Origin of the sequence: Spartinivicinus poritis (assembly GCF_028858535.1) — a bacterium.
In the GTDB taxonomy this organism is placed as follows: domain Bacteria; phylum Pseudomonadota; class Gammaproteobacteria; order Pseudomonadales; family Zooshikellaceae; genus Spartinivicinus; species Spartinivicinus poritis.
Map to the genome: position 1 here is coordinate 86210 of NZ_JAPMOU010000015.1, position 26662 is coordinate 112871.

At 40.9% G+C, this 26662-nt stretch carries 25 protein-coding genes; 12 read left to right on the forward strand and 13 right to left on the reverse strand.

Features of this window, described 5'->3' with window-relative positions:
* Positions 1 to 92: 92 nt before the first annotated feature.
* A complete protein-coding gene (locus ORQ98_RS13235) occupies positions 93 to 1253 on the forward strand; it encodes a hypothetical protein (RefSeq protein ID WP_274689290.1) in 1161 nt (386 codons plus the stop codon).
* A gap of 60 nt (positions 1254 to 1313) precedes the next feature.
* Here the strand turns inward: ORQ98_RS13235 and ppnN are convergent, their stop codons facing one another.
* On the reverse strand, positions 1314 to 2690 hold the full coding sequence (gene ppnN, locus ORQ98_RS13240) for a nucleotide 5'-monophosphate nucleosidase PpnN (RefSeq protein ID WP_274689291.1): 1377 nt from the start codon (positions 2688 to 2690) through the stop codon (positions 1314 to 1316).
* 192 nt (positions 2691 to 2882) lie between these two features.
* On the opposite strand from ppnN, the gene ORQ98_RS13245 reads away from it, so the two are divergent.
* Positions 2883 to 3494 (forward strand): riboflavin synthase subunit alpha, encoded by a 612-nt coding sequence (locus tag ORQ98_RS13245; protein ID WP_274689292.1) that lies wholly within the window; start codon positions 2883 to 2885, stop codon positions 3492 to 3494.
* Between the two features lie 61 nt (positions 3495 to 3555).
* Here ORQ98_RS13245 and ORQ98_RS13250 read toward each other — a convergent pair whose 3' ends face one another.
* Positions 3556 to 4440, reverse strand: a complete 885-nt coding sequence (locus ORQ98_RS13250) for a glycerophosphodiester phosphodiesterase family protein (protein ID WP_274689293.1) — start codon at positions 4438 to 4440, stop codon at positions 3556 to 3558.
* Positions 4441 to 4609: 169 nt separating this feature from the next.
* Complete coding sequence (locus tag ORQ98_RS13255; protein WP_274689294.1) at positions 4610 to 4816, reverse strand: YgdI/YgdR family lipoprotein; 207 nt, start codon at positions 4814 to 4816, stop codon at positions 4610 to 4612.
* A 675-nt stretch (positions 4817 to 5491) separates the two neighbouring features.
* On the opposite strand from ORQ98_RS13255, the gene ORQ98_RS13260 reads away from it, so the two are divergent.
* Genes ORQ98_RS13260 through ORQ98_RS13270 form a run of 3 tightly spaced genes read left to right on the forward strand, consistent with a single transcriptional unit; the run spans position 5492 to position 8935 of the window.
* Positions 5492 to 5740: an OadG family protein gene (locus ORQ98_RS13260; protein WP_274689295.1), complete on the forward strand. Its 249-nt coding sequence runs from the start codon at positions 5492 to 5494 to the stop codon at positions 5738 to 5740.
* A 43-nt stretch (positions 5741 to 5783) separates the two neighbouring features.
* Positions 5784 to 7583: a sodium-extruding oxaloacetate decarboxylase subunit alpha gene (gene oadA, locus ORQ98_RS13265; protein WP_274689296.1), complete on the forward strand. Its 1800-nt coding sequence runs from the start codon at positions 5784 to 5786 to the stop codon at positions 7581 to 7583.
* 11 nt (positions 7584 to 7594) lie between these two features.
* A complete protein-coding gene (locus ORQ98_RS13270; RefSeq protein ID WP_274689297.1) occupies positions 7595 to 8935 on the forward strand; it encodes a sodium ion-translocating decarboxylase subunit beta in 1341 nt (446 codons plus the stop codon).
* Between the two features lie 314 nt (positions 8936 to 9249).
* Here ORQ98_RS13270 and ORQ98_RS13275 read toward each other — a convergent pair whose 3' ends face one another.
* Positions 9250 to 9702, reverse strand: a complete 453-nt coding sequence (locus tag ORQ98_RS13275) for a hypothetical protein (protein ID WP_274689298.1) — start codon at positions 9700 to 9702, stop codon at positions 9250 to 9252.
* A gap of 457 nt (positions 9703 to 10159) precedes the next feature.
* Positions 10160 to 11125, reverse strand: coding sequence for a Tim44 domain-containing protein (locus tag ORQ98_RS13280; RefSeq protein ID WP_274689299.1), 966 nt, complete (start codon positions 11123 to 11125; stop codon positions 10160 to 10162).
* 1204 nt (positions 11126 to 12329) lie between these two features.
* Between ORQ98_RS13280 and ORQ98_RS13285 the strand changes: the two genes are divergently transcribed.
* The gene (locus tag ORQ98_RS13285) at positions 12330 to 13280 is read left to right on the forward strand and encodes a DUF3137 domain-containing protein (RefSeq protein ID WP_274689300.1); all 951 of its coding nucleotides are present in this window, start codon (positions 12330 to 12332) and stop codon (positions 13278 to 13280) included.
* A gap of 53 nt (positions 13281 to 13333) precedes the next feature.
* Here the strand turns inward: ORQ98_RS13285 and ORQ98_RS13290 are convergent, their stop codons facing one another.
* Positions 13334 to 13711, reverse strand: a complete 378-nt coding sequence (locus ORQ98_RS13290) for a hypothetical protein (RefSeq protein WP_274689301.1) — start codon at positions 13709 to 13711, stop codon at positions 13334 to 13336.
* Between the two features lie 250 nt (positions 13712 to 13961).
* Complete coding sequence (gene udk, locus ORQ98_RS13295) at positions 13962 to 14588, reverse strand: uridine kinase (protein WP_274689302.1); 627 nt, start codon at positions 14586 to 14588, stop codon at positions 13962 to 13964.
* A gap of 552 nt (positions 14589 to 15140) precedes the next feature.
* Between udk and ORQ98_RS13300 the strand changes: the two genes are divergently transcribed.
* From ORQ98_RS13300 to ORQ98_RS13310, 3 genes are read left to right on the forward strand one after another with little or no spacing between them, the layout of a single operon-like run.
* Positions 15141 to 15929 carry an amino acid ABC transporter substrate-binding protein gene (locus ORQ98_RS13300; RefSeq protein WP_274689303.1) on the forward strand — a complete coding sequence of 263 codons (789 nt, stop codon included), beginning with the start codon at positions 15141 to 15143 and terminating at the stop codon, positions 15927 to 15929.
* Positions 15926 to 16588 (forward strand): amino acid ABC transporter permease, encoded by a 663-nt coding sequence (locus tag ORQ98_RS13305; RefSeq protein ID WP_274689304.1) that lies wholly within the window; start codon positions 15926 to 15928, stop codon positions 16586 to 16588. The genes ORQ98_RS13300 and ORQ98_RS13305 overlap by 4 nt, the downstream gene beginning before the upstream one ends.
* Before the next feature lie 11 nt (positions 16589 to 16599).
* Entirely contained in the window at positions 16600 to 17331 is a 732-nt protein-coding gene (locus ORQ98_RS13310; RefSeq protein ID WP_274689305.1) for an amino acid ABC transporter ATP-binding protein, read from the forward strand.
* Between the two features lie 8 nt (positions 17332 to 17339).
* Here ORQ98_RS13310 and ORQ98_RS13315 read toward each other — a convergent pair whose 3' ends face one another.
* Both ORQ98_RS13315 and tsaA read right to left on the reverse strand, forming a co-directional pair.
* Positions 17340 to 18311, reverse strand: a complete 972-nt coding sequence (locus tag ORQ98_RS13315) for an NADPH:quinone reductase (RefSeq protein WP_274689306.1) — start codon at positions 18309 to 18311, stop codon at positions 17340 to 17342.
* Positions 18280 to 19026 (reverse strand): tRNA (N6-threonylcarbamoyladenosine(37)-N6)-methyltransferase TrmO, encoded by a 747-nt coding sequence (gene tsaA / locus ORQ98_RS13320; RefSeq protein WP_274689307.1) that lies wholly within the window; start codon positions 19024 to 19026, stop codon positions 18280 to 18282. The genes ORQ98_RS13315 and tsaA overlap by 32 nt, the downstream gene beginning before the upstream one ends.
* Positions 19027 to 19103: 77 nt before the next feature.
* Between tsaA and ORQ98_RS13325 the strand changes: the two genes are divergently transcribed.
* Complete coding sequence (locus ORQ98_RS13325; RefSeq protein ID WP_274689308.1) at positions 19104 to 20120, forward strand: sphingomyelin phosphodiesterase; 1017 nt, start codon at positions 19104 to 19106, stop codon at positions 20118 to 20120.
* Positions 20121 to 20126: 6 nt separating this feature from the next.
* On the opposite strand, the gene ORQ98_RS13330 is transcribed toward ORQ98_RS13325, so the two are convergent.
* Entirely contained in the window at positions 20127 to 21779 is a 1653-nt protein-coding gene (locus ORQ98_RS13330; RefSeq protein WP_274689309.1) for a hypothetical protein, read from the reverse strand.
* Positions 21780 to 22349: 570 nt separating this feature from the next.
* Between ORQ98_RS13330 and ORQ98_RS13335 the strand changes: the two genes are divergently transcribed.
* Positions 22350 to 22769, forward strand: coding sequence for a hypothetical protein (locus ORQ98_RS13335; RefSeq protein WP_274689310.1), 420 nt, complete (start codon positions 22350 to 22352; stop codon positions 22767 to 22769).
* Between the two features lie 55 nt (positions 22770 to 22824).
* Here the strand turns inward: ORQ98_RS13335 and ORQ98_RS13340 are convergent, their stop codons facing one another.
* Complete coding sequence (locus ORQ98_RS13340) at positions 22825 to 23514, reverse strand: helix-turn-helix transcriptional regulator (RefSeq protein WP_274689311.1); 690 nt, start codon at positions 23512 to 23514, stop codon at positions 22825 to 22827.
* Between the two features lie 193 nt (positions 23515 to 23707).
* Here ORQ98_RS13340 and ORQ98_RS13345 point away from each other — a divergent pair, with 193 nt between their 5' ends.
* Positions 23708 to 24313 (forward strand): restriction endonuclease, encoded by a 606-nt coding sequence (locus ORQ98_RS13345; protein WP_274689312.1) that lies wholly within the window; start codon positions 23708 to 23710, stop codon positions 24311 to 24313.
* A 76-nt stretch (positions 24314 to 24389) separates the two neighbouring features.
* Here ORQ98_RS13345 and ORQ98_RS13350 read toward each other — a convergent pair whose 3' ends face one another.
* A complete protein-coding gene (locus ORQ98_RS13350) occupies positions 24390 to 25622 on the reverse strand; it encodes an aminotransferase class I/II-fold pyridoxal phosphate-dependent enzyme (RefSeq protein ID WP_274689313.1) in 1233 nt (410 codons plus the stop codon).
* A 151-nt stretch (positions 25623 to 25773) separates the two neighbouring features.
* The gene (locus ORQ98_RS13355; protein ID WP_274689314.1) at positions 25774 to 26361 is read right to left on the reverse strand and encodes a cytochrome b; all 588 of its coding nucleotides are present in this window, start codon (positions 26359 to 26361) and stop codon (positions 25774 to 25776) included.
* Positions 26362 to 26662: the final 301 nt, after the last annotated feature.

The window sequence follows — 26662 nt, forward strand, 5'->3', positions numbered from 1 at the left end:
TTGTTTATACACTCAGCGGAACCTGAGGGGCGCTTGCACAAGACGGCTTGCGAAGTGTAAGGCTATAGCAATGAATCTCATAGGGAGACTAAATGCAAAACTCAATATGGCTAGTGGCATTGGCTAACTTTGCATTGTTGATGATGGTGTTGGTAATAGTACTTAGTTGGCAGTTAGCTAAATTAAAAAAAATAGCGAAAATCCGGACTAGGTCTTCTGAAAATAGTCAATTAAGTTTTATTGAAACCTGTATTAACGATGCTCAACGTAGCTTAGATAGAGTGGGCGAAGTTAGCCTTAGTGACATTTTGCTGCAACAAATTACGAAACGACATATTCTTGCCTTTCGTAAACAAGTTTTATTGGCAGAAAAAAAGAGTTTTACTGATACTGACGATGACCAGTCTAACCCAAGCAAAACGGAAGACTTAGTGTTTCATGCCTATAATGAGCTTTTATGTCAGTTGCAACAAAGTTTTAAAACGATAGTCGACAAGCAGCAATACAGCTTTTGTGATCACTTAACTAAGCAGGTTGAGATTACGACTCAGCAAGAGCGTTTTTATGGGCAGGTTAATCTTGATGAGGTTGCTATTGCTCACTTATCTCGTCAAGCGGTGCTAGCGTTGAGAAAAGCACTGTTTTCATTAGAAGCTGAACTGCTAAGAAAAGATTTTACAACAAGCCAGTTTTATGAAGCGCTTTTTAATCAATATTGCGCTTTATTCCAGAAAGTAGCATCGCCCGAAAAGCTATTAGTAGTTGGTGAAAATGAGTATGGAAATAACTATACAAAGCTGGTGGTAGAGCAATATAAAAAAGAATTGCAGTGTTGTAATAAAAGGTTAAAACAGCAGGAACAACTGCTTGCGCTTAACAAAGCTGAAATTAATAACTGTTTGCACAATAAAGGTCTTGCTAGTGATAGTGCTAAACGTATGGAAAGAGTTGCTGAATATAATGAACTATTAGAAGTTGCTCGATTCCAGGTAACGCAGCTAAAAAAAGAAATAAAAGAGAAAGATACAACAATTGTTCATTTGAAAATGAAAAGCAATCGGCTACAACAAAATACTGATAGTATATTAAAGGATGTACTACAGGATGATGTATCCATGAGAAAAATGCGACAAGACTTTTGTGATGAAATAACAAAACTAAAACAGGAAATAGGTGCTCTTAAAACAGAAAAACAAAGTATAGAAGTCAAATTGAAGGATAAAAAACCACTAGCTGCTCGTTCTACTCCATAAATTAGACAATTAAACGCTAATTTATGGAGCAATAATTAATATTAAGCACAATGCTAACAGTTAATTTTTCATTATTTTATAGCAGGGCTCGTAGTGACTACCTGGGAGCTTCATTCGGTGTTGATCGACAAAGGATTGTAGTAATTGATCGATATCTGCCATTAGTTCTGGATCACCTGTTAACTTAAATGGGCCATGTTGCTCGATTGCTTGAATACCGACTTCTTTGACATTGCCTGCAACAATACCGGACATTGCTCGCCTTAGATTGGCGGCTAAAAGGTAGGTAGGTTGATCTTTAGTCAGCTTTAATGCTGCCATCTCTTCATGGGTAGGCTCAAATGGCAGTTGAAATTCGTGGTCAATGGTGAGCAACCAATTAAAATGATAAGCATCGCCTGTTTTTTTACGGAATTTAGAAACCTCTTCAAGTCCTTGTTTCATCTCTTTAGCAACGGCAGGTGGATTTTCGATAATTATTTTATAACGTCGTTGTGCTTCTGTTCCTAAGGTTTTGCCAATAAATTTATCTATTTGCTGAAAGTACTCTTTAGCTTTAACTGGGCCAGTAAAGATGAGAGGAAAAGGAATGTGTTGATTTTTAGGGTGAAGTAAAATACCTAATATATAAAGAATTTCTTCACAGGTACCGGGTCCACCAGGAAACACAACAATTCCATGGCCAAGACGTACAAACGCTTCCAAGCGCTTTTCAATGTCAGGCATGATAATAAGTTCATTGACTATTGGGTTAGGTGATTCTGCAGCAATGATACCTGGCTCAGTTAAACCAATAAAACGGCTTCCACTTGTGCGCTGTTTAGCATGTCCAATAGTAGCCCCTTTCATAGGCCCTTTCATTGCACCTGGGCCGCACCCAGTACAGATATGATAGCCTCGTAAGCCAAGCTGATAGCCAACACGTTTAGTATATTTATATTCATAGTCAGAAATTGAGTGGCCTCCCCAGCAAACCACTAGGTTTGGCAGAATTTTGGGCACAAAGGCTTTGGCATGACGCAGCATATGAAAAACCATATTGCTGATATCATCTGATTTATTGGTGTCAAACTGCTTGTCGGTGGACACTTCATTGGCAACGTAAAGAATATCCCTAACAACAGAGAATAGGTTTTGACGTATACCTTTGATCAGCTTTCCATCAACAAAAGCATCACTTGGTGCATTAATTAGTTCTAGTTTGAGGCCACGATGTTCTTGAATGATACGTATATCAAAATCTTTATGCTGTTCTAAAATTTTATAAGGGTTATCAGAGTGTTCATCACAGTTAAGCGCAGCTAAGGCACACTGGCGAAACAGTTTATATAGCCCTCCTTGAGAGGTGTCTTGTAACTTGCTGACTTCGCTGCTGGATAGCACATTCATGGCACCTATTGGGCTAACAACAGTAGAAATTGACTCTTCCTGCTTCATGTTAAAACGTTACCTTTTGTTTACTTTGCTTCTCTTGGTATAGCATAACAAGGACAAGTTAAGATGTTTTATAAATTCGTAGCGTTAGTGTACTTCCTTGAAAGAGGTCTATTAATTCTTTCATTGCATAGGTGTGTTGCCATCAACGTAACAGTTTGCTAAATACGACATTATTTTCAGAGGAGTTGTCTTATGTTCACAGGAATAGTCGCTTGTACACTACCTGTTGCAGATATTGATAAAAAACAACACTTATATCGCTTTTCGTTTCACTTGCCTGGTGAGCTATTAACTGGTCTCACTTTAGGAGCAAGTGTTGCTATCAATGGTGCTTGCCTAACAGTCGCTGCAATAGAGGGTGATCAGGTTAGCTTTGATGTCATGATGGAAACTTTGCGGATTACCAATTTAGCTGACGTAAGTGTAGGTGATCAGGTAAATATTGAGCGAGCGGCTCGGTTTGGTGATGAGATAGGTGGGCATTTATTATCAGGGCATATCCATGCAGTGGCTGAAGTTATCGCTATCGAAACCCCTGCAAATAATAAAAAAGTAACCTTCAAGGTTTCAGCTGAAGTGCAAGACTACTTGTTTGAAAAAGGTTATGTCGCATTAAATGGCGTAAGTCTGACATTATCTGAGTTAAAGCAGGATTGTTTTAGTGTTTACTTTATTCCTGAAACCTTGCGAGTGACCACGTTTGGTCAGGTTATAGTTGGTGAAAAAATCAATCTGGAAGTAGACAGCCAAACTCAGGCAGTAGTGGATACGGTCAAGCGGATGAAAGATAAAGCTGCCCTGTAGCCTTGAAGTGAACTATCAGCCCGCATGAATGATGCGGGAGCTGAAGGTGAGTGTGGACAGGCTATTTGCTCATCAGAGTGAGCAAGCGATTGGGATAATCAGTGATAATCCCATCAGCACCGTTAGCAATTAATGACATCATCGTATCGGTGTCATTAATTGTCCAAACCTGCACTTGTAGTTGGCGGTCGTGGGCAGCTTTGATAAATGTAGAGGTAGCTACTTCGATTTTGCCATTTTGTTTAGGGATTTGCAGGGCGCTGGCTGCAGGACTAAGCAGTTCTGATAGTCCTAGTCGCTCAGCTGCGAATAACAGTTTTACCTCATTCGGGCTGGCAGAGGTGGCAATATCAGGGCAGATTTGCCTAAAACGTTTTAACACTTCTGGATAGAAAGAGCCGATGATGACATGGTTTTCTTTTTTGGTAGTGCGGATAGCCTGACATACAGATTGCTCAATAGCTGGATGAGCCTGTTTTATTTCTACAATCATTTTTTGTTCTGGAAAGTGTTTAAGCACTTCCTGAAAGGTGGGTATGGAAATTCCTTTGCCCCGGTAAGGAAAGTTTTGATTATCTTCTGTCCAGTTAAAGCCTGCATCTAATTTTTTTACCTCGGCTAGCGTTAACTGACTAATGGAGCCTTTGCCATTAGTCGTGCGATCAACATACTCATCATGAAGTACGACTAGCTGACCATCTTTCGTTTGGCGAACATCCAGTTCTAGCATATCGACACCTAGACTCACTGCTTCTTGGAATGCATGTAAGGTGTTTTCAGGCCATAATCCTTTACCACCACGATGGGCAATAACTGCTGGGGTTGGTAAGTTATCATAAACAGGGTAATGAGGTGCCGTCTTTGCTGTTGCTTTTAATACAAAATAACTACCAATAGCAAGAACGGAAGTGCTAACTACACCCAGTAAAATTGCTTTTTTGATCATTTAAAACATTCTCATTTTATTATTAGGCTATTTATGCTGTTATCCTATTGAATTTAAATCTTTGATATCAGTTTCATAGTACATAACCCTCACCTGGTTACTTTCCTGAATAACCATAAAAAAACCTTTGGACTTGCTTGTATCCAAGGTTGAAGTGAGAGGCTACGGTTTATAGCTCGCTGATACTTTTTACTTGATCCTTATTGATAGTGCGGTCTTTGCCGTTCACTCCTTCATATTCATAAAAACCTGTTGTTTTATTATATTCTGGTTGGTCAAGAGTTTCGATCTCAGCCCCATCTATTAACACAATCCGGTGAGGAGTGCTACAGCCTGTTAGTAAAACACAGGCAATGACTAGGAACCATTTGCTCATAGGGAAGCCCTCTCTATCATTCCACTTAGCTTTATTGAATTAGACAACAAGAGTTTGCCAGAGTATGCAAATGGTTGAGTGGTAATGCTAACTGTGGCGGTTGAGGCATATGAGAGTGCGTCTGTTGAAGCTATTTTGTTGGTGAATAATGATAATTCTCTAACTAAATAGGTCCATGCTTTCTTTATTTCTCAAGTCGACTTTATCCCTTATATCATAGCCTTTTTTAGATAAAAGGGGCAGACTAGGCAAAACTTGTCGGTCTTAATTAAGTGGTAATAAATTAAGCCTGTTAATGTAATGAAGTAGAAAAAACTCAAATTAGCCGGGTACTGCTGTCAGTATTGCCATAGTAGGGTTTGCCTCTCTCTAGGAATCAAGGTACATTATCGGCATTTGCCTGGATTTAAACGATATAGCGATCGGTATATTTAGCCACGGCTATGTTTAGCCACGGCTATGTTTAGTCACGGCTATGGCTATACCCAAGATAAGGGGTGTATCGAGTAAATTATACGGCGATACTGGTATAGAGCATATTCTACAGTATAGTGTGCTGAAAAAGTCCGTGAAAAAAGAAGACTTGCCGACAAGAAAAGTGCTCAAAGAAAAAATAGCAGTGCTCAAAGTACTAGCTTGCCAATAAAAAATTGATAACCAATAAGGAAACGCATAATGTCCGAGTTGCTTAACGAAGGTCTGAATTTAATGCTGTTTGGCATGGGCTTTGTGTTTTTATTTTTGACATTACTGGTTTTTGCTACAGGGATGATGTCGCGTCTGATAACAAAATACAGTCATGACGAAATCCCCCCTGTTTCTCAACCAACTGCTAGTGCGACAGTGGTCGCTAAACAACAAGATGAACAGCTTGTAGCGGTGATTAGTGCGGCCATAAAACAATATCGTAGTCGTCATCGTTAGTATTTAAGGATTTTTAATTAGCAAGCGAGAAGGCCAAATAGCCATGACCAAGAACAAAAAACCATTAGGTATCACCGATGTTGTATTACGAGATGCGCATCAGTCTTTATTTGCCACCCGGTTGCGGTTGGAAGATATGTTGCCCATTGCTGGAAAGCTAGACAAAGTGGGCTTTTGGTCTGTTGAATCATGGGGAGGGGCCACCTTTGATGCCTGTATCCGGTATTTAGGCGAAGATCCTTGGGAGCGAATTAGACAGCTAAAAAAAGCGATGCCAAATACGCAACAACAAATGCTGTTGCGAGGGCAAAATCTACTGGGATATCGTCATTATGCCGATGACGTTGTAGAACGTTTTGTTGAGCGAGCTGCATATAATGGAGTTGATGTATTTCGGGTCTTTGATGCTATGAATGACCCCCGTAACTTATCAACCGCCCTTAAAGCAGTTAAAAAGCAGGGGAAACATGCACAAGGGACGATTTCTTATACGACAAGTCCAGTGCATACCATAGACATGTGGGTAGATCTGGCAAAACAGATAGAAGATATGGGAGCTGAGTCCGTTGCTATTAAAGATATGGCCGGTATTTTAACTCCCTACGATGCCTATGATTTGGTAAGCCGGTTAAAGAAAAGCCTGAAGATTCCTATACATTTGCACTGTCATGCAACAGCTGGCTTGTCACCCATGACTGCATTGAAAGCGATAGAAGCAGGCGTTGATAATGTTGATACGGCTATTTCTTCAATGAGTATGACCTATGGTCATTCACCAACTGAGTCGATTGTTGCAGCCTTGCAAGGGACTGAACGGGATACTGGATTAGATCTAAGCCTGCTTGAAGAAATTGCTGCTTACTTCCGGGTTGTCAGAAAAAAATATGCCAAATTTGAAGGGGCGCTTCGTGGTGTTGATTCTCGCATTTTAATTGCACAGGTACCTGGCGGCATGTTGACCAATATGGAAAGTCAATTAAAGGAGCAAGGGGCTCAGGATAAATTTGATGAAGTATTAAAAGAAATTCCTGCAGTGAGAAAAGACTTAGGTCATATCCCCTTAGTGACGCCTACTTCGCAAATCGTGGGGACACAAGCAGTACTCAATGTCTTAACGGGTGAGCGTTATAAATCGATTTCTAAAGAAACCGCTGCCATTTTAAAAGGAGAGTATGGAGCTGCTCCTGCTGAATTTAACAAAGAGCTGCAACAAAAAGTATTGGAAGGTGCTGATCCCATCACTTGTCGTCCAGCTGATTTACTCAAGCCTGAAGTGGATAAATTAACCGAAGCACTAGATCAGCAAGCTAAAGAAAAAGGCTTTTCATTAGCAAAAGAGAGCATTGATGATGTATTAACTTATGCCTTGTTTCCACAAGTGGGGCTGAAGTTTTTACAAAATCGCGGTAACCCAGATGCTTTTGAACCAGTACCAACAGGGGAGGCGGCTCCAGCACCAACGGCCAAAGCAGCAGCTGCACCAGCCGGCCCAGAAGTGTATACCGTTAAAGTGAATGGCCAGGCTTATGTGGTTGAAGTGGCTGAAGGAGGTGAGGTGGCTGGTATTGCTCCCACACCAGCAGCTCCTGCTGCACCAGCAAGCCCTGTGGCGACAACCAGTGCAGGTGATGGTGAGCCACTACTAGCGCCATTAGCAGGCAATATTTGGAAAGTGCATGTAACGCCTGGTCAATCCGTACAAGAAGGCGATGTGCTGATTATTTTAGAAGCCATGAAAATGGAAACTGAAATTCGGGCGCCAAAAACAGGAAAGATCACTGCTGTCATGGTTAAAGATGGTGACTCTGTGGCTGTGGGTGATGCACTGCTCAAGCTGATGTAAGGTGTAGCTGAATGGATAAACTTCTTCTCTTATGGCAGGGCTCGGGGTTAGCAAACCTTGGGCTTGGTCAGTTTGCCATGATCGTCATTGGGTTCTTATTGCTGTTTTTAGCAATACGGAAAAACTTTGAACCGCTTTTGCTTGTGCCAATCGGGTTTGGTGGCATTCTGGCTAATATTCCAGAAGCAGGCTTGGCTTACTCTGCTGTGGAGCAGGCATTGCACCAGGCCAGTAATATGATGGCAAATGGGGCAAAACAAGTTGAAGCACTTATTATTGTCAATAAAATTGCGGCGGCATTGGAGCAGTCTGGCCTAACCGACCCCGAAGCGGTTTTAAAAGCGTACTATAGTGCGGCACCTACCTTGCAGTCTGCTGCAGCGGGGATAGCCAGTAATTTAGGGTATAATAATGGGGTTTTATACCAGTTTTATAATGTAGGTATAGCCAGTGGCGTCTTTCCCTTAGTTATCTTTATGGGGGTAGGAGCCATGACCGATTTTGGACCATTGCTTGCCAACCCTAAAACCTTATTTTTAGGGGCAGCGGCGCAGTTTGGTATTTTTGCCACGATAATGGGTGCTTTAGGTTTAACCTATTTAGGCTGGATGGACTTCTCTCTGGCTGATGCTGCAGCGATAGGTATTATTGGGGGGGCCGATGGACCAACAGCTATTTATGTATCCAGTGTTTTAGCACCACACTTGCTAGGGGCCATTGCTGTGGCTGCATACTCCTACATGGCATTAGTGCCGCTGATTCAGCCTCCAATCATGCGTGCTTTAACCACCCCGCAAGAGCGTAAAATAAAAATGGTGCAATTGCGCCATGTCTCTAAGCGTGAAAAAATTGTTTTCCCATTAGTATTACTAGTGTTAGTTGCACTGCTATTGCCAGATGCAGCACCATTACTGGGGATGTTTTGTTTTGGTAACTTAATGCGTGAGTGTGGTGTTGTCGATCGCTTAAGTGATACGGCACAAAATGCATTGATTAATATAGTTACTATCTTTTTAGGGCTATCAGTTGGTTCTAAGTTGGTTGCTGATAAGTTTTTGCAAGCAGAGACATTGGGTATTTTAGGGTTAGGTATTGTTGCTTTTTGTATTGGTACGGCTACTGGTGTGTTGATGGCTAAGTTAATGAATAAGTTATCCAAAACACCAATCAACCCATTAATTGGTTCTGCAGGGGTGTCGGCAGTGCCAATGGCGGCACGGGTTTCGAATAAACTTGGCTTGGAAGCAAACCCGCAAAACTTTTTGTTAATGCATGCAATGGGGCCTAATGTTGCTGGTGTTATTGGCTCAGCAGTGGCTGCAGGGGTGATGATTAAATACGTATCAGGCTAATACGACTAATTATACCCATCACGCTGATGAAAGGTTGCTTAAGTGGTTCATTTAGGCAGCCTTTTTTATTTGGGATCTAGAAGTCAATGGTTCTACTAAAGGTATTATGTACCTGAAAATAAATATTTTAATTTTATATTGTTAGAAGAATGATAATGAAAGTGAACACTATTAAGAATTAGTCTTGAATTAAGAAGCCGTCTTTTACAAAAGAGCTATTCTTTTTAGTTTTATTGGTTCGCTGCAGATTAAAGGAGGTACTCAGTATATTTGAATACCTCTAATCTGTGTAATGGCTTGGCAGTAGCTTTTATTTAGGCATCATACTGTTGCTGAGAGTCTTGAGGGCTTCGAAACTGTCTGCGTTTTTTATAGACAACCTTGGGTGCAGCCTGGTTTTGCCTAGAGCGAGGCTCTCCAGCCTCATAAGTAGATTGCTGTGGCTGCTGGTTATTATAATAGCCAGCTTGCTGTCTAGCTCGGTTTTGTCTGAAAGGGTGGCCAGTTCCTTTATTGTTGTGGCCAGCATTGTTGTGGCTAGATCTAGTATTGTTATAGCCATTGCCAGAGTGTTGTTGGCTTTCTTGTTGGTAAGAAGGTGGCTGAAGATCCCCTTCCTGTTGATCCCGTTGGTTTTGCATATTATGGCGCATACGGTAAGGGTGGCCATGGGTCTTGCGTTGACGGTGCTCAGGCTTTGGTTCTGGCTCAGGTGGCTTTTGCCCAGTGAACTGCTCGTAAACGGTAGTATAGAGATACTTGGCCATTACATACTCCTCAATGACTAAATTCTGTATTTATTTTTAATTGCTAAATGATAAAAACTGAGTTGACAGGGTAAATAGGTATGATTACGTAGTAGGTGCTTTTTCCACTTAAAAACAACTTTAACATTCTGAATAAACTGCAATAAGGCTGAACTTAGTTGATTACTACAGAATAAAGCTTGCTCAATAAACTAAATCTACTTAGGAACTTATCCCTATTAGGCTTCATTGTTGCCAGATAAAAAAATAGTCTGATAAATAGGCAACTGCCCAAAGATGGGCGATTCTAATGCAAAAGTGAAACCGTAGCAAGAAGAATGTGAACCAGTTTGTTATTTGTAGCAGTGATGTTATAAAAACTAATAGTGATGCATAGATCGCTAAGGTAGAAAACTATTGGAGCCATCATCTAGCTGACTCCCTTAATAATTATTCATATTAACTGTAACTGTTGTTTTTATTGGTTGATTTCTGAGCTATCCAATGAAGAGTGGTCTGCACTATTATTGAACTTTAAATTGCCAGATACTGATTGAATCCCAGTGATTAGCCATTGGCTGTCCTGCTGTAAGTTTTCCAAATGCCAAATTTCGCAATAGGCTTCTACCTCTTTATTCACCTTTGCTTTTGACCAGCCATGAAATTTTACGCTAATCATTGCAAGTTCACCTAAGTTACTGGCGCTGGTAATGTCAGCAAAGACAGTAAGTAGCTCTATAGCAGCTTGCTCTCTAGTCGGAAGTGACAAACTTAAGCGCTCAAACAGCTCGGGTGTCGTATAGTGCTTTAACGTTTGTTGATCCTTAGCTAACCATGCTTGATGAATGCGTTTAAATAGAACTTTTGCCTGCTCTAAAAACAACTCTGGCTGTAAATCTTTTGGTAGGTCAAATTGTGCATAGTGAGCGGCCAAGCCTGATTCTTTTTGGTTTTTTTGGGTGTCGACTATTTTTGTTAAATCATCTGTGGCGAGAGTTTCATCACTTGGGGGATGATCAGTTGGCTTCGTTTTGAGGCCGATGTGAAAAGGAATAGTTTTATCTTGATTAGCATGAGGGGCTGGTGACTCTGCTGTAACCAGGTCTTGTTGAATAGTCGTTGATAGTGAAACTAGGCTTTCATCATCAATAGTCGGTTCTGGCCTGGGGCTTAGGTAGCGCTTGAGTCGGTCTGCTCGGTACTTTAGTAAAAAGACTAAACCTGCAGTAAGTAAAAGCAATAGCAAAACATCAGCAACGCGCAGCCCATGGAATGGCTCTTTAAATAGCAGGCTGGCTAAAAAACCACCATCCAGTGGCTGAAAATCTGAAGATTGATCAGGGCTAGCAATACTAGCTTCTGGAGAAGGGGTTGCATAGCTATAATATGCTGGGGTGCATAACAGGGTGAAAAGTATCAGAAGCTTAGTAATACAGTGTTTCAATTTGAACTTCCTGGTAGTGGCTGTTTTATTAACGACTTACTTTATCAATTACTGGTTGCCTTAATTTGGAAGCAATGCAGTTAGAAGTACCATGCAACTTGTGTTGTTTTGATGTTTTTGCAGGGGTATTTTAAAAGGAGTGTGTAGTTTAAACAGTGAATTATGCCTAATTACTTGTGTTGACTGAATCAGATATTTCGTCATACAGAAAAAATTAGTGATCATTTAAAAATAGAGTGATTCATTTCTGGTTGCTATTGGGGCGATTAGCTTTCTTGTCAGTTCGTTAACCGGTTGGCAGATATGCTCAGATAAGCCCTTTATATTTTTGTTAAACCAAGATCATAATATAGTTGGTTGGTTTTTTATTAACTTTGAAAACCTCTATTAAAAAATTGATACTGAAGCATTCATTAAATAGTTTATGATTACCATCAGCTGGTAATGGTGATTTTTTATAGTTGTTATCATTATAAATTAAGCCGACTTAATTTGAATTTTTTTGAGGCTTTTGAAGTATACTTTTTGAGAGATAGTTTTTGAAATATAGTTTTTGAAATATAGTTAAAGCTGTTTTACTCAAACCGCTTTACATAAATTAGTTGTTTGGCAAGTTCAACTGATTGTAATGACTGAAGCTGTAGTAACGAAGAAGTATGCAATAGCCAAATAGTTTTTATAACGGAAAAACAAGACAAACAACTGATCGATCCCAGTAGCTGGTCTAAAAAATGATAGCCCGCATCTTTTAGCTAACCGCTAGCTGGTGAATAACTAAAAACCAACAAAGCCATAGTCTCAATTCCTACGCCCTTACTTTTATAGTAAGGGTTTTTTGTTTTAAGGCTCTTGAAAGCATATTGTCCTCCATATATACATGTTGAATGGCAAAAAATTGTTTACATTTTGCTATGCCATTTGAGTTAACTATTTATTTTCTGAAAAATGATTATGTTTAGATTAAATGTGGGTTGATGGGCAGTCTGTTTTTTGTTCAGCCTAGACTAGTTACTTTCAAGAAAATGGTATGCGGTAGGTTATCTGTTAGGGAGAGCTTTTTAATCATAAAAATCAGTGATATTGCCCCTTTTAAACTATGCTTGATCAGTATAAGGTTGCCTTGGGAATTTAACGGCTTTTTCTAAGTTGAAGGCTATACTTAAATGATTAACTATTGTCAGACAAGACTGGGGCGAGGGTAGTAATGAAGTCTGTAGATCAAATCACTGCCTTTTATGTAGAAGCATTAGTGGAAGGCAAAGGCGACTTTTCAGCAAGGGCAAAATCGCTTGGTCAGGAGTTTTATCATAGTATTCAAAAAGGGCTGCTCTATTGGCTAGCAGCTATTATTGCCTCTGCATTATTACTGGATAGTAGTAATGCTATTCTAGTTACCATTTTGTTATCAGCTATCGTGATTGGCTGGTATCTACGTAAAGATTATTTACAGCTGAAACAAGCTTTTAATACAGAGTGCTATTCAGCCATTTTACCCAAGGTGGTGCAGTTTGCTGATGACTCTTTGCAATATGAAGCTAATCAAGGGATCACTCGCCATGTCTTTCAGGATAGTAAGCTAGTACCAGGTGCTTTTGTTCGCTACCAAGGCCAGGATTACATCACTGGTCAGTGGGAAGGTGTCCACTTTGAAATGTCAGATGTTTATGCTGCAGTAGAGAGGAAAGGAATATTCCACTTCTTACAAACCGCTTTTCATGGTGTCTGTGTCATTATTGATAATGACAAAAGCTTTCCAGGACACTTGGTGATACGGCCCAAGCCTACCTTTATGGATGAAGAAGATCGCCAGGAGTATGAAGCCTTTTATAAACCGTTTAATAACATTAATGTGGGGTATGCCGCCTTTGATCGGTATTTTGAAGTCTACTCTGATTGCACTGAAGATGTTCATCAGTTATTGAGCTCTCGTATGATAATGCAGATGATGTCTTTACGGGCAAAATATGGTGATAATGTTTATTTAGTATTTAATAGCAATAAGATAGTTATTGGTATTAATGGTTTACATGTATTTGACCGATCTAAGAATGTTTATTTTGACAGTTTTTATTCAGATGATGTGGTGGTTTGGTACACTGAACTGATGCGAGCTTGTTCATTAATCTATGATGTCCGGTTAGCAATTAAAAGCTAGCCATAGAGAGCAAAAGGCCCATTTTAGGGCCTTTTTATTAATATGAATATCTACTAGTTGTTGTACCAAAGTAGTCTTTTCCTTAATAAGTCTCTATCTTCTCTTTCAATGTAACGTCTACCTTTTCTGCCATCCTGGCTAGTCACATAAGCAGTTAGCCTGACCTTATTTGAGGGAAACCGAAACCGGTGAAAGCCTTCATCATTTAAAGACTTGTTGATTATAAGGCGATTGAAGTCATCAAAAACTTCAAGTTGGGCGCCACCGGCGGGTTCTCCTTCGGGTAAGTATGCCCGTAAATTAACAAAGTCACCTTGTGTGTAATAGTAAACACTTAAAGGGTATTGGGCTTGCTGCTTGGCGATATGAGAACAGCCACTAATGAGTAGTGCGCTGATCAGAAAGCAGGAATAAGCAACTCGTTTAAGCATTTAACAACCTCCATGCTTTAATGGTTGATGTGCTGGTTTGACAGTAAGCAAGCAACAAGTGTACCTGTCTTAACCCGGAGAAATACGCTAATTGTAATGTTTGACCCTGATTTGATTAGTTTGTCACCAGTGATGTGAGTAAATATTTGGGAGGGAGCAAATTATCTCCAGCACCCAGACTGATAGTTCAAAGGTGCTGCAGATAGCTAGAAACTGCTTAGATGTTTAGAGCTTTTGGTGGAGCTTTGGATTAGTGTTTTTCAATCAGTGAGCGAATTTTGGTTTTAATTAAATCAATCGCAATCCGGTTTCGTCCGCCATGGGGAATGATCAAGTCAGCATTCTGGCGTGAAGGCTCAATAAACTGCATAAACATGGGACGAACCGTTTCTTGATACTGCTTTATGACAGAGTCCATGTCTCGGCCGCGACTAACGATGTCTCTTTGCAAACGGCGAAGCAAACAAATGTCTAATGGAGTATCCATATAAAACTTTAAGTCAAATTCGTTTCTGACTGCTGGGCTTGCAAGGAGTAGAATACCTTCGATAAGTACCACACGTGTTGGCTTTACAGCGCGGGTTTCTGAGCGACGATTATGAATAGAGTAATCGTACACTGGCACCTGAACGGTTGTACCTAACTTAAGCGCCTGCATATGTTTGATCATTAACTCGTGGTCAAGTGAATCGGGATGGTCATAGTTGGTTTTAGTGCGTTCTTCCATGGTCAGATGGCTTTGATCCTTGTAGTATGAGTCCTCTGAAATCACGCAAACCTGCTCAGACTGAAGCTCCTTGATTAAGGTTTGAGCAAGTAAACTTTTGCCAGAGGCTGACGCGCCTGCAATGCCAACAAGAATGGTATTCTGTGCCATGTGTTTGCTACTTTCTCTATGCTCTAAAAGAGACTACTAATACAAAAATGTAAAGTTTCAAAATACGATTCTGGCCGAAAAACAGCCAAAAAATTTCCCTATTGTAACATATATACATTAAGGTTCTAGATCGTGTGAGAGCTTCTGTTTCAGTCAGTAATATTTAGTGTACTTATATAACCAAACGTTATTTTTATGTTATTTTTTAGTATTTTGTAGCTAACCTATTCTTCAGTATGGTGTCCTCCTGGCTAAGTCTATAAATGTTGGTAAGGCTGTTAATGTAACTGATGATTATTTGCTGTATTTAGCTAACTGATCTGGCTGTTCAAACCAGTTAACTCAAAGTTTGTTCGGCATAGATTAATAAAAACACCATTGATCTCACCATGATAACGTTGTTAGGAATTGCTTCTCTTCTAACATCATTGGCCAAACCATTCTATAACAATGCATGGGTACCAATTACGTGCAATTCGAGTAATTCAGTCTTAAGTACGGCACAAGCTGTGTTACTTTTGAGCTTTCTAGTTAATTTTTGAGGAAAGATTAGTGAAACAATTTATAGGTTGGTTGCTATCAATAACTGTTACCTTAACAGGGTTGGTTGGCTGCTCATCATCAGAAAACGAACAAGCTGAGATTAATAAAACACAAGCAATTAAGGTGGGTAGTTCAGGTAGTTACTATCCCTTTACTTTTGTTGAAAAAGGTGAGTTACAGGGCTTTGAAATTGACCTGTGGAATGAAATTGGTAAGCGAGTTAACCAACCCATCAAGTTTGTGACTGCTAATTTTTCTGGCTTATTTGGCATGTTAGAGGCTGGTAAAATTGACACAATTTCAAATCAAATTACGATTACTGAAGAGCGTAATAAAAAGTACCAGTTTTCTGCTCCTTATGTTTACGATGGTGCCCAAGTAGTAGTCCATGAAAATAATACAACCATTAAGTCACTTGCTGACTTGGCTGGGAAAAAAGTAGCAGTTAATTTAGGGTCTAATTTTGAAGCAATTTTGCGCAATCATGATAAGCAACAACAGATTGAAATTATCTCATTTGATACTGGTGTAGAGCAGAATGTAGTTAAAGGCAGCTCAGATGCTTTTGTTATGGATAGAGTATCGGTACTGGCTTTAATTCAGAAATCTAAACTACCTTTAAAACTGGTAGGAAACCCTATTGAAATTATTCGTAATGCATTGCCATTTCCACGCAATGAACGGGGTAATGCTTTGCGTCAGCAAGTAGATGAAGCCTTGGTTGCCATGCAGCAAGATGGTACGTTGGCAAAAATTTCTAATAAATGGTTTGGCATGGATATTACCAAGCAGTCATGAATTTCGACTTTCATTATCTCTACGACCGACTTCCAGTTATCCTAAATGCATTGGACATCACTTTAGGGATGTCCATTATTGCGGTTTTGTTATCACTGGGGGTTGGTATCGTTCTCGCTTTGATAAAAGTATTTCAGCTTAAAGGGTTAACCCAGCTGGCTGACTTTTATATTTCTTTTTTTCGGGGTACACCATTATTAGTTCAGCTGTTTTTGTTGTATTACGGATTGCCACAGCTAGTACCAGCAGCCGATATGTCAGGCTTTGCTGCAGCTGTAATTGGGCTGGGGTTACACTTTGCGGCTTATATGGCAGAGAGTATTCGTGCCGCTATTTTAAGTGTTGAGAATGCACAACGTGAGGCGGCATTAAGTATCGGTATGACAGAGTTGCAAGCAATGTGTCGAATAATACTGCCACAAGCTACTCGAATAGCGACGCCACCACTGATGAATAACTTTATCGACTTACTCAAAAGTACCTCGCTGGCATTTACTTTAGGGGTGGCAGATATAATGGCAAAAGCCAAGCTAGAGGCAGCTAGCAGCTTTAAATATTTTGAAAGCTTTGTTCTGGTGGCGTTGGTTTATTGGTTGATTGTGGTGTTGTTAACTCGTTGCCAGCAGGCGTTGGAAAATCATTTAAATAAAGCCTATTGAGTTTAGTATTTATGCTTGAAGTAAAAGGTTTAACTAAGGCATTTGCAGATAAAGCCGTGTTGTCTGACATTGATCTCTCAGTCAGGGCTGGTGAGACGGTGGCTATTATTGGTCCTTCAGGCACGGGTAAATCCACCTTGTTACGCTGCTTGAACTGGCTGGAAAAGCCATCAGCAGGAACAGTGACAATTGATGGTGTAACAGTCAGCAGTCTTAGTTATACCACTAATGATGTGTTGGCTTTACGGCGTAAGACTGCTTTTGTATTTCAACAATATGCTTTGTTTAAAAATAAAACAGCACTGGCCAACATTATGGAGCCACTGGTAGCTGTGCAAAAAAGACCCAAACCAGAGGCAAAAAAAACGGCTATAAAAATATTAGCGAAGGTGGGGCTGGAAGATAAGGCAAATGCCTATCCAGCGCAGCTATCTGGTGGTCAACAACAACGGATAGGTATTGGTCGAGCCCTGGCGACCCAAAGCCCAGTGATATTATTTGATGAACCTACCTCAGCACTAGACCCTGAAAAAGTAGGTGAGGTGCTGGATTTAATGAAAGCCTTAGCTGAGCAACAGCAAACCATGCTGGTTGTTACCCATGAAATGCAGTTTGCTCGTCAGGTGGCCGATCGGGTGTTATTTATGGCTGATGGGGGCATTGTTGAGCAGGGAGCACCTGAGCATTTATTTACTAACCCTCAGGATCCCCGTACTAAAGATTTTTTAGCCAGAGTAAGTTGATTACTCACTTACTCTGGTCTTGTGATTAAAACGATATTCCCTGCTGCGCCTTTTTCTAATACCTGCTGATGAGCTTTACCTGCTTGTTCTAGCGAGAAGCTATGATGAACGACAGGGTTAATTTTGCCATCTTTGGCCAACTCAACAATATTGTTGTACATTGCTTGTCGTTCATCCAGACTGGCATTGGCTAATGCTAAACCTCTGATATCTGCATTGCGTGCCATTAGATCCCTTGGATTAATACAGACTTCACCACGACTGCCAATAATAATCACTCGCCCTTTTTTGCTGAGCAAGGGGAGGTCTTGGCCTAAGTTAACATTAGCCAACATTTCTAAAATAATATCCACACCCTGATTATCAGTGTATTCCTTAATAGCCTGCCAGTGGCTTTGAGCATAATGATTGAATACTTGGTCAGCCCCTTGTTGATAAGCGGCTTGTGTACCAGGCTCAGTGCTGGCTGTACCTATTACCGTTAAACTGTGGGCGTTGCCTAATTCAATTGCGGCTAAGCCAACACCACCACTTGCACCATGGACTAGCATGGTTTCACCAGCTATTGCTCCTGCTCGCTGGTGGATGGCTAGCCAGGCAGTGCCATAAGGAATACCCAGACAAGCCCCTTGAGCAAAGCTAAGGTTGTCGGGTAAAGGGTAAACATGATCTTGTGAGCAAATTGTTGTGTCGGCATAACAGCCCATACCTGCATTGGTACAAAATACTCGGTCCCCTGGTTTAAACCAGGAAACGGCTTCGCCCACTGAGGCTACTATGCCTGCACCATCTTTGCCGGGTGTATAAGGAAAACTAGCAGTGTAGTTATTAATACCTGCCCTGATATAAGTATCGACAGGATTGACGCCAGCTGCATACAATTTAATGACTAACTCTTCTGGGCCTGGTGTCGGTAATTCTTTTGCTACCAGTTGCAATACATCAATATCACCGTGCTGTGAAACTTGGATCGCTTTCATTATTAACAGGCTCCATATAATTGACATAAAAGTCGTCAGGTGTTGCATGCCATCTTATATTAACATCCCATAGTTGAATACCGTATTCACGCTCATAACTATTTTGTAAATAGGCTGGCCTGGGGTCTTGGCTAAGTACCTGGCTGGTTAATAACGACAGATTACGCCTTGTGGCTTGTTGGTATTGATCGCAAAATGATTGCGCCTGCTGGCTGAAGGTCACTGGTTTATTAATCAAAGGCGGTGGGGCAAAGCCATCACTGGCATCAGTAATATAGTCACTATACGGCAGATAGGGCTTTATATCGATAACGGGTGTGCCATCCAGTAAGTCTATTTCGCTTAACTGTAGACTTAACTTGTCGTTTTCTTGAGAAATACTTTCTAGCTTTACAACAGATAAGCCAATAGGGTTGGGGCGATGCGTTGAGCGTGAAGCAAAAACCCCCACTCTTTTTTTACCCCCCAAGCGTGGTGGACGGATGGTAGGACGCCAGCCTTCACTTAAGGTTTCATGAAATATAAATGAAACCCATAGGTGAGAGAATACTTCCAAGCCGGTGAAGCATTCTCGGCGGTTAAAGGGGGGGAATAACGCCAGCTCGGCAGTGGCAGCAGTAACTAAACCGGGTTGGCGTGGGATACCAAATTTTTGGGTAAAACAAGAATGAATAATCCCGATTGGTTTAAACGTAAACTCGGTTAAATTGTCCACACTTTCTCCTCAAAATACATAAAACCCTACATTCAAATAATAAAAGTAAAAAATAATAAAAATAAGAGGCTTTCCTTATGTCTTTGTTTAAACACTGGCTCTTGCTAGGGCTATGTCTTTCTTTATTTACTCAAGTTTGTCAGTCCAAACAGACTCAGCTACAAGTGATGGCTTATAACATCATGCAGCTCGGCAAAATTGCAGGGGATTGGGATCAGTCAAATCGATTAAATCAGCTCAATAAGGCCATTCGGCAACTCAAATCATTGCCAGATGTTATTGTGTTTAATGAGGTGTTTACTGATAGTGCGGCAGCTGTTTTACATCAGTTAGCAGACTTATACCCTTATCAAACGCCTAACGTAGGGCAAGATTGTTCCGGTAGCGGATGGCACAGTTTAAGCGGAGACTGCTCTAATAGTTTGCTTGTGATTCGAGGAGGCGTGATGATGATAAGCCGCTATCCTATCCTAGAACAGCATGCATTGGTATTTACTGCGAGTCAGTTTGGCTCCTGGGATTATCAATCCAATAAAGGCGCTGCTTATATAAAAATTGAGCGAAATGGCCAATATTTTCATGTGCTGGGAACTCATTTACAAGCAGCTCATGATGACAGTGAAAATTCTCATCCAGTGCGAATGCAACAGTTAACAGAATTACGCCAATGGACTGATGGGTTTAATATTAGTCGTTCTGAGCCAGTGATCGTGGCGGGGGATATGAATGTTGAGTTTGGGCGTAATGGCCATGTAGAGGATATGCTAAACAGCTGCCAGTGTAACTTAGCCTATCAGCCTGGGCTGGTAAAGTCTTATTCAGCAACAACTAACTGGCATACCCGAGCTAATGCATATCATTTTAAGTTTTCACTTGAATATAACGATACTCTGGATTATGTCATGACCCGAGCTGACTATCGGCAACCTCGTCAAGCAGCCATGATGGAAGTGGTGCCATTAAAATCCAGCCAACCCTGGTATTGGTCCTATTTACGTGGCTGGTGGCCTTTAGCTGCAGGCAAACAGTGGCATGATGGCTACTATCAAGATATTTCAGATCATTATCCTGTAGTTGCCACCTTTTATTATTAACTGACCCTAGGTAATACTGTGTAGATGAGGGTGATGAGCCTGGTCAAAATAGGCGTCAATTGAAGCCTGAAGAACTTGGGTAAATAATGGAATTTCTTCAAACGGCATATTACTGGCCAGGCAGTCAGCGAGAATAGCAAACTCATGCCACTCAGGCCCACGCTTTTGCTGCTTGTGCTTACTCACAATAGCTAAGAGTACGAAGCGGTGTAGCCATTTTTCTCGATAACTTTCCAACATAAATGTGGGTAGTTGATCCTGTTGCTCTTTAGTCAGCTGCTCATTTTCCCACTGTACGATTTTTTTATGGAGCTGATTATCACTCTCAAACCAACTAAATTGAGTCATCTCACTATTAGGCCAGTTGTTGCTTTTTGAGAGTACTTCAGCGACTTGGTTAAACTCAAATTGTGTGGGATTTGCTTGCTTCCATTCTGCCAGAATTGTTTTACTGTCTATAAAAGCTGGTTGCCACTGGGTAATATTAAGCATTTCAAACAGCATCATTACTTCAGCTGTCACCGCTTGCTGGTTGGCCCGGTTGTAAGCCAGGAAGTGAGGTAACACATAATTCAGGCACTGCTTGTCAACGGCAAAGTTAAAGACCTGTTGGCGAAATTGTTTAAAAGCTTCATCGCAGTCCTTACGAAATGACAGTGGCGTAAACCAGCTGTCGATAATGCCAAACTGCTCTTTTAACACCATGCCAATTAAGCGAAATTTTTTATGCTCTTTAACCAGGGCCAATAATGAGCAAGCTCCGGAACCATCTACCATGGAAACCCGAAGGTCTTTTAACTCAAAATGAGGTTGATCCAGGTACTCTTCGCAATCAATGCCAAGCCGACGAATTTGTCGAATAATAGTATCCAGCTGTTGCTGTTCTTCGGTTGCCAGCCAGTTTCTCATCATAATAAGCCGGCGTAGAATTTTACTGGAAACCTGTTCTAGGCAGTGTGGATGCTGTAAGAGAGAAAGTAAGGTTTGTCGTACTTCAGGGCGTTTATGTAATAAAAATAAAAAGCAGCCCTCATTAATGATTGCGCTGGAGGAGCGTAACATATCAGCCAATAAAGGGATGAGCGTATCTTCTGGTACGAAGGTTAGATTGTCAGCAAAGTGAAGGTAGAAGTCATATTCATTGCTAATGTTACAGTCACTAATTAATGTTTCCAGCTCTGCCATTAGGGTTTCTGGGGTAGCTTCTGCTTTATGCTCCTGCTGGTGGTAGGCTTGTTGTTGATGCCAGTTTTGACAGGCTGTTACCAGCTGCTGGTTAAGTGGCAAGTCAAACTCAGTTAAGTGACCTAAAAATAGTAAAATACTTGATCTGGGTAGCTGTTCTGAATTGAGCTTGTCAACAAATGTTGATTGAAACTGCTCCCATTTTTTGCGGATGCCAGGGATTTGATTACGTAACTGGATCATCAGCTCTAATAAGCCTACATAAGCCGTACGGTCAATGGCATCCAGAATATGTTCATCAATATCGGTAGAAAGTGTTTCAATATAGCTCAATAAATCCATTAAAAAGTGAGCAGGGCTGCGCCAACCACAATCCTCAATATCTTGCCAACTAAGGACTAGCTCAGTATTGTCACTGAGTACTTGGGCGTACTGGTTGATAACGTTAGTAATAGTGTCAGAGTTAGCGTTCATTAAAAACCTGGTTGTGTAATTTCTAAAGTAAAGCTCAAATTTGCGCTGTTATTCTGAATGTAGGTGCTGGATGAATGTAACGGAATGTATATAGGCTCGCTTTTTTATAAAACTCTGGTTCCTTAAATTAAGAAAGGAGATGTATTCATCATTTTATTGCTACAGCATGTAGTATAAATGCAGCTTAAGACAGTGGTGTGCAAAAGGTTAGTTTGGTTGCTAAGTAGGCAACACTTGTTTACTTACCTGCTGCTCACTGGACTAACAGCAAAAAACTCGACTCAAGGACTTTGTTAGTGCCAGGAAGGCTGTCACAAAATGCTTGTACATGCAACTTAAGCACTACCACTTGGTTTTAAAAAGCTTTGTTGAGCAAGGTTTTTCAGCACGGTTGGCTAGTTGACTGTAGCAGGGTTTTGTCATGCTTACAGGTGTTAGCCTTTACCTAGTGCTGCATCCTTATTTATAGGGTACAAGCACTAGTCTTGACTTTATCGCAAAAAACAGCGGCTTTAAAGCAAAGTGAGATTGAGTACCGAGTCAATATATGACAAGCAGGAGAATTGGCTGATGATTATGGCATTCTTATTAGGCCTGTTAACTTTTGGGCTAATAGCAGGTGTTATTGTTTTAACCCTGGTAACAGTGCCTCAGATATATCAACGGTTATCGATTGAGCATGAGCAGTTATTAATTAAAGAAGTAATGCCAATGGCCTATCCCGTAATTGGTGTTGTTGCTTTATTGTCTGTATTCTTAAGTTTTCTACAAACTCAGCCAATGTTTTGGGGTGCAGTGTTGCTAGTAGCAGTAGTTGGTACTAGTTTGTTTGCCTGGGGCTATATGGCACCACAAATTAACCAAAGCTATGAGCTTTTACAGCAACAAAAATTTGGCGCAGATAAGGATTTTAGCCAATGGCGTAACTTATGTCTGGGGCTAAATGCAGCGTTACTGGTTGTATTGTTAATTGTGTTTGTAATGATTTGACTAATAGTTTTATCTAAAATCCAGATTAGCCGTTACATTGGCTAATCTGCGGTATTTAATACCCTTCTTTTGATTCCATTAACGCAATAAAGTCACTAAGTCGTTTGCCTGGTTCATCTAAAAAGTAGTTATTTTGCAACGTAAGTTGCTGAACTCGGTCAAGTCGAAAGTGTCTAAAATCATTACGTAGTTCACACCAAGCGGTGAGTGTCCAGACCTTTCCCCAAAAATAAAGCTGTAGTGGTCTAATAGTTCGAGTGCTGGCTTGTTGCTTCTCATCAAGGTAATCAAGGGTTACCTTTTGCTTCTCAACGGTTGCTTTCCTCAGTGGCTCAATCCGCTCACTGACTTGCTTGTCGTGTAATGGAAAAGGGACTCCTAATGGACTGTGCTGAATTTGGGCTAACAGTTTAGCTGGGATATTTTCTTTTACTTTGTGTAACACTGACTCAGCAGCATGTTGTAGTTGCTGATCTGTACATTGGATAGTGAGTTGTAAGCCAAGGACTAGTGCGGTTAATTCTTCTTCAGTAAATTGTAGGGGGGGGAAGTTGAAACTCTGGTCCAGTTGGTAACCATATCCAGCTTCACTAATGACAGGTACACCACTTAATTGTAAATCCTGCATATCCCGATAGATAGTACGCTCAGATACCTCTAGCCGTTCAGCTAGGTAGGCAGCAGTAGTCCATTGGCGGTGGCGAATAATTTGAACAATTTGGAACAGTCTATCAGAGCGGCGCATGGATACGACCTATACAATCAGAAAGTGGTAATAACCATTATTATACTGACCTTCTCCTGCCACCTGTATGTCAGGGGGAGTTGTATTCAGTCTGGAACTTGAACTTTGTTGGGACAAGGGCGGGTTTTTATGCATAATATGTCGTATTTAATTATCTGAAAACGTTTTAGAGCAACAACTCAAAATATCTTCTATGGCTTCAATACGCGCTTGTTTAATTTTACCCTGGTGGGCTTTTTTACTGCTGGCCCCAATCTTTTACAGTTTGATGGCTTATTATTTACCCGATCAAAACTTCTCGATTGGAGTTATCGAAAGATTGGTTACTTCTATAGAACCCTATGCAAAAAATACCGCTTTAGTCATGTTGGCATTGGCGGTGTTTGAATTAATTATTTACCTATTTCGAGGACGTGCTAACCGAACTAGAGTGAGGGTGAAAGGTAAGGATATTTGCAAAATCAGCTGGCGTGAGTTTGAGCTGCTGGTAGCAGAAGCCTATCGACGTAAAGGGTATCGGGTGCAAGTCACAGAAGGATCAGCCGATGATGGTATTGATGTTGTACTAAAGAAAGGAGCGCAAATTACTTTGGTGCAATGTAAGCACTGGAAGAATAGTAAAGTTGGTGTTAAACCCGTGAGGGAATTATTAGGGGTAATAACCGCTAAAAGAGCCCATAAAGGTATTTTTGTGACATCAGGTACTTATACCCGACCTGCAACTGAGTTTGCTCAAGCGAATAACTTAACCCTTCTTGATGGTGAGGAATTACAATTACTGCTTGCAGAGGTAAGCTAAATAGAGTTGGTCAGCAAAAGTGGCCTGCTTTTAGCCACTTTTTGGTCTTTGTATTGAGTTGTGTTTTATACTCAGGCTATTCCTTTAAAGCATTAATTTTCTTTAAAGCACTATATAGTTGTTGCCAACGTTGTTCAGCAGAACCCGTATAACCAATGGCTAGCCGAATTAAACCTGGACTAATGCCTGCTTGTTGTTTGTCATTATCACTTAGTTCGCTGGAAGTAGAGCTGCCAGAACAAGACATTAAGGTATCAAAGTAGCCTAAGCTAACAGCCATATACCCGAATTGATGTTCGTTTTGTAGGCAGTTCATTAGCTCGTTGGCTTTGTTTTCAGTACCCAAGTCCAGGGTTAATATACCCCCAAAGCCGTATTCAGGGTTAGCGATTTCTTTGAAAAGCTGGTGGTCAGGATGGGTAGGTAAGCCTGGATAATTCACCTTAATACCATTTTCCGTTAGTTTGTTAGCGATGAAGCGCGCTCGTTGGCTGTGCTCTTTAATACGTAGTGGCAAATGGGGCAGGCGCATACTGATTCGAAAGGCAACTTCGGGGTCCATGGTTGGGCCTAGTAGCATCAAGGTGCCTTGGTGTAAATCCATCATATCCAGAATAAAGTTTTGGCTAGCACAGATAGCGCCTGCAATGATGTCTGAAGCCCCATTAATAAATTTGGTTAAACTATGCAGAACAATATCGGCACCCAAGCTAACAGGGTTGATAATCAATGGGCTAAAAGTGTTGTCTATGACTAAGGTGAGCTTATGTTGTTGGGCAAGCTTGGCGAGTAAGGGGATAGGTGCCACTCGTAATGTGGGGTTAGAGAGGGTTTCTGCGTAAATGACTTTAGTTTTAGGGGTGATAGCAGCTTTGACTGATTTAATATCAGTGATATCAACAAAGTGAGTTTTAATATGATTTTTGACCGGTAACAAGTCATTTAGCAGAGCAAAAGTGCCTCCATAAATGGAGTGCGCTGCAATGATTTCATCGCCAGGCTGGCATAGCTGTATGAGGGTGGAGCTGATTGCACTCATGCCACTTGCAGTACAATAGCCTGCGTCAGTACCTTCTAAAGCAGCTAATTGCTGGCCTAAATTATAAACAGTGGGGTTAAAGTGTCGTCCATATAAATAGCAGCCACCTTGGTTTGGGCCTTTTTCCCCTTGGAAAAGAGCTGGTAGTGTATCTGCTTCCATTACAGTGAAGGTGGTACTTGCTTCGATGGACATGTTAACGCCACCGTGCTCGCCGAACTCATGGCGAGCAGTTGCCATCCGCTCAACGGGGTCTTGATTATCGGTCATTGGTTAATTCCGTTTATTGTGCTTATTTTATTTTGTACATACAGCTCAGTGTAACGTCAGTTGTTGTCTAAAGAAATACTTTCCTAAGTGCTAACGCTACCTTGGGCTTGCTCACCCAGAAATAGCAGTGGTGATGCATAATTTTGCTACCCTATTTACCACTGGGCAGCATTTTGTACAGGGTGTCATCCCGTTTAATCCAGTGGTGGTAAAAAGCCGCTAATATATGTACAACAATTAACATCCAGACTAAGTATTGGCCGCCAATTTGTTTGTGAAAAAAATCGATAGGTTTTTCAAATTCTTTAAATGTCATGCCAAGCTGCTCAACTACCCACCAATCAAATAGTGGAGTATGGGCAAATTGAGGGATATTAAATAAAAAGAAAAACTGAGTATCATCATGGGTGCCCAAATATCCCGTTAATGGCATAGCAATCATAAAGAAGTACAGTGCGAAGTGGCCAGCCTTAGCCGCTAAGTGTTCCCACCAGCTGCCTGGAGCAGGTTGGGGCGAAGGATTAGTAAAGCGCCAGATCAGCCGGACTATTACAAAAACACCTATTGAAACACCAAAGGAAAGATGTAGGTGAAGTGCAGTTAAGTTAGCTTCAGTTTTAGGTGTGGTAAACCAGTGACGATAATAAACACTGGCATAAACGGCCAAAAAACCAAGCGCTGTTAACCAGTGTAACCATTTGGCAAAACTGCCATAGTGTTGAGTTGTGTTTTTTAACATGATTACCCCTCCATTGGGAATTGAGTGAATAATGCTCCCTCAACCAATATGTATTATTTTGATATTGGCTATAAATAAGCTTCATTGAGTTATAAAGTGGAAGTAATTTAACTGAAATTAAGCCATATCCCAAGCAAGACAAACATAACAATAAATTGTTAGTGGTTACTATGTGGTCTGAGCAAGTGGATGAGCTAAAAAAAGTTGTTTTAGGCTTGGCTTTATCGGTATGATGGCGCGCCTGGTAGGCTTGGCTTGTTGTTAAGAAGCTGAAGTAGCGCTAAGTGTTTATGAGGTAAAA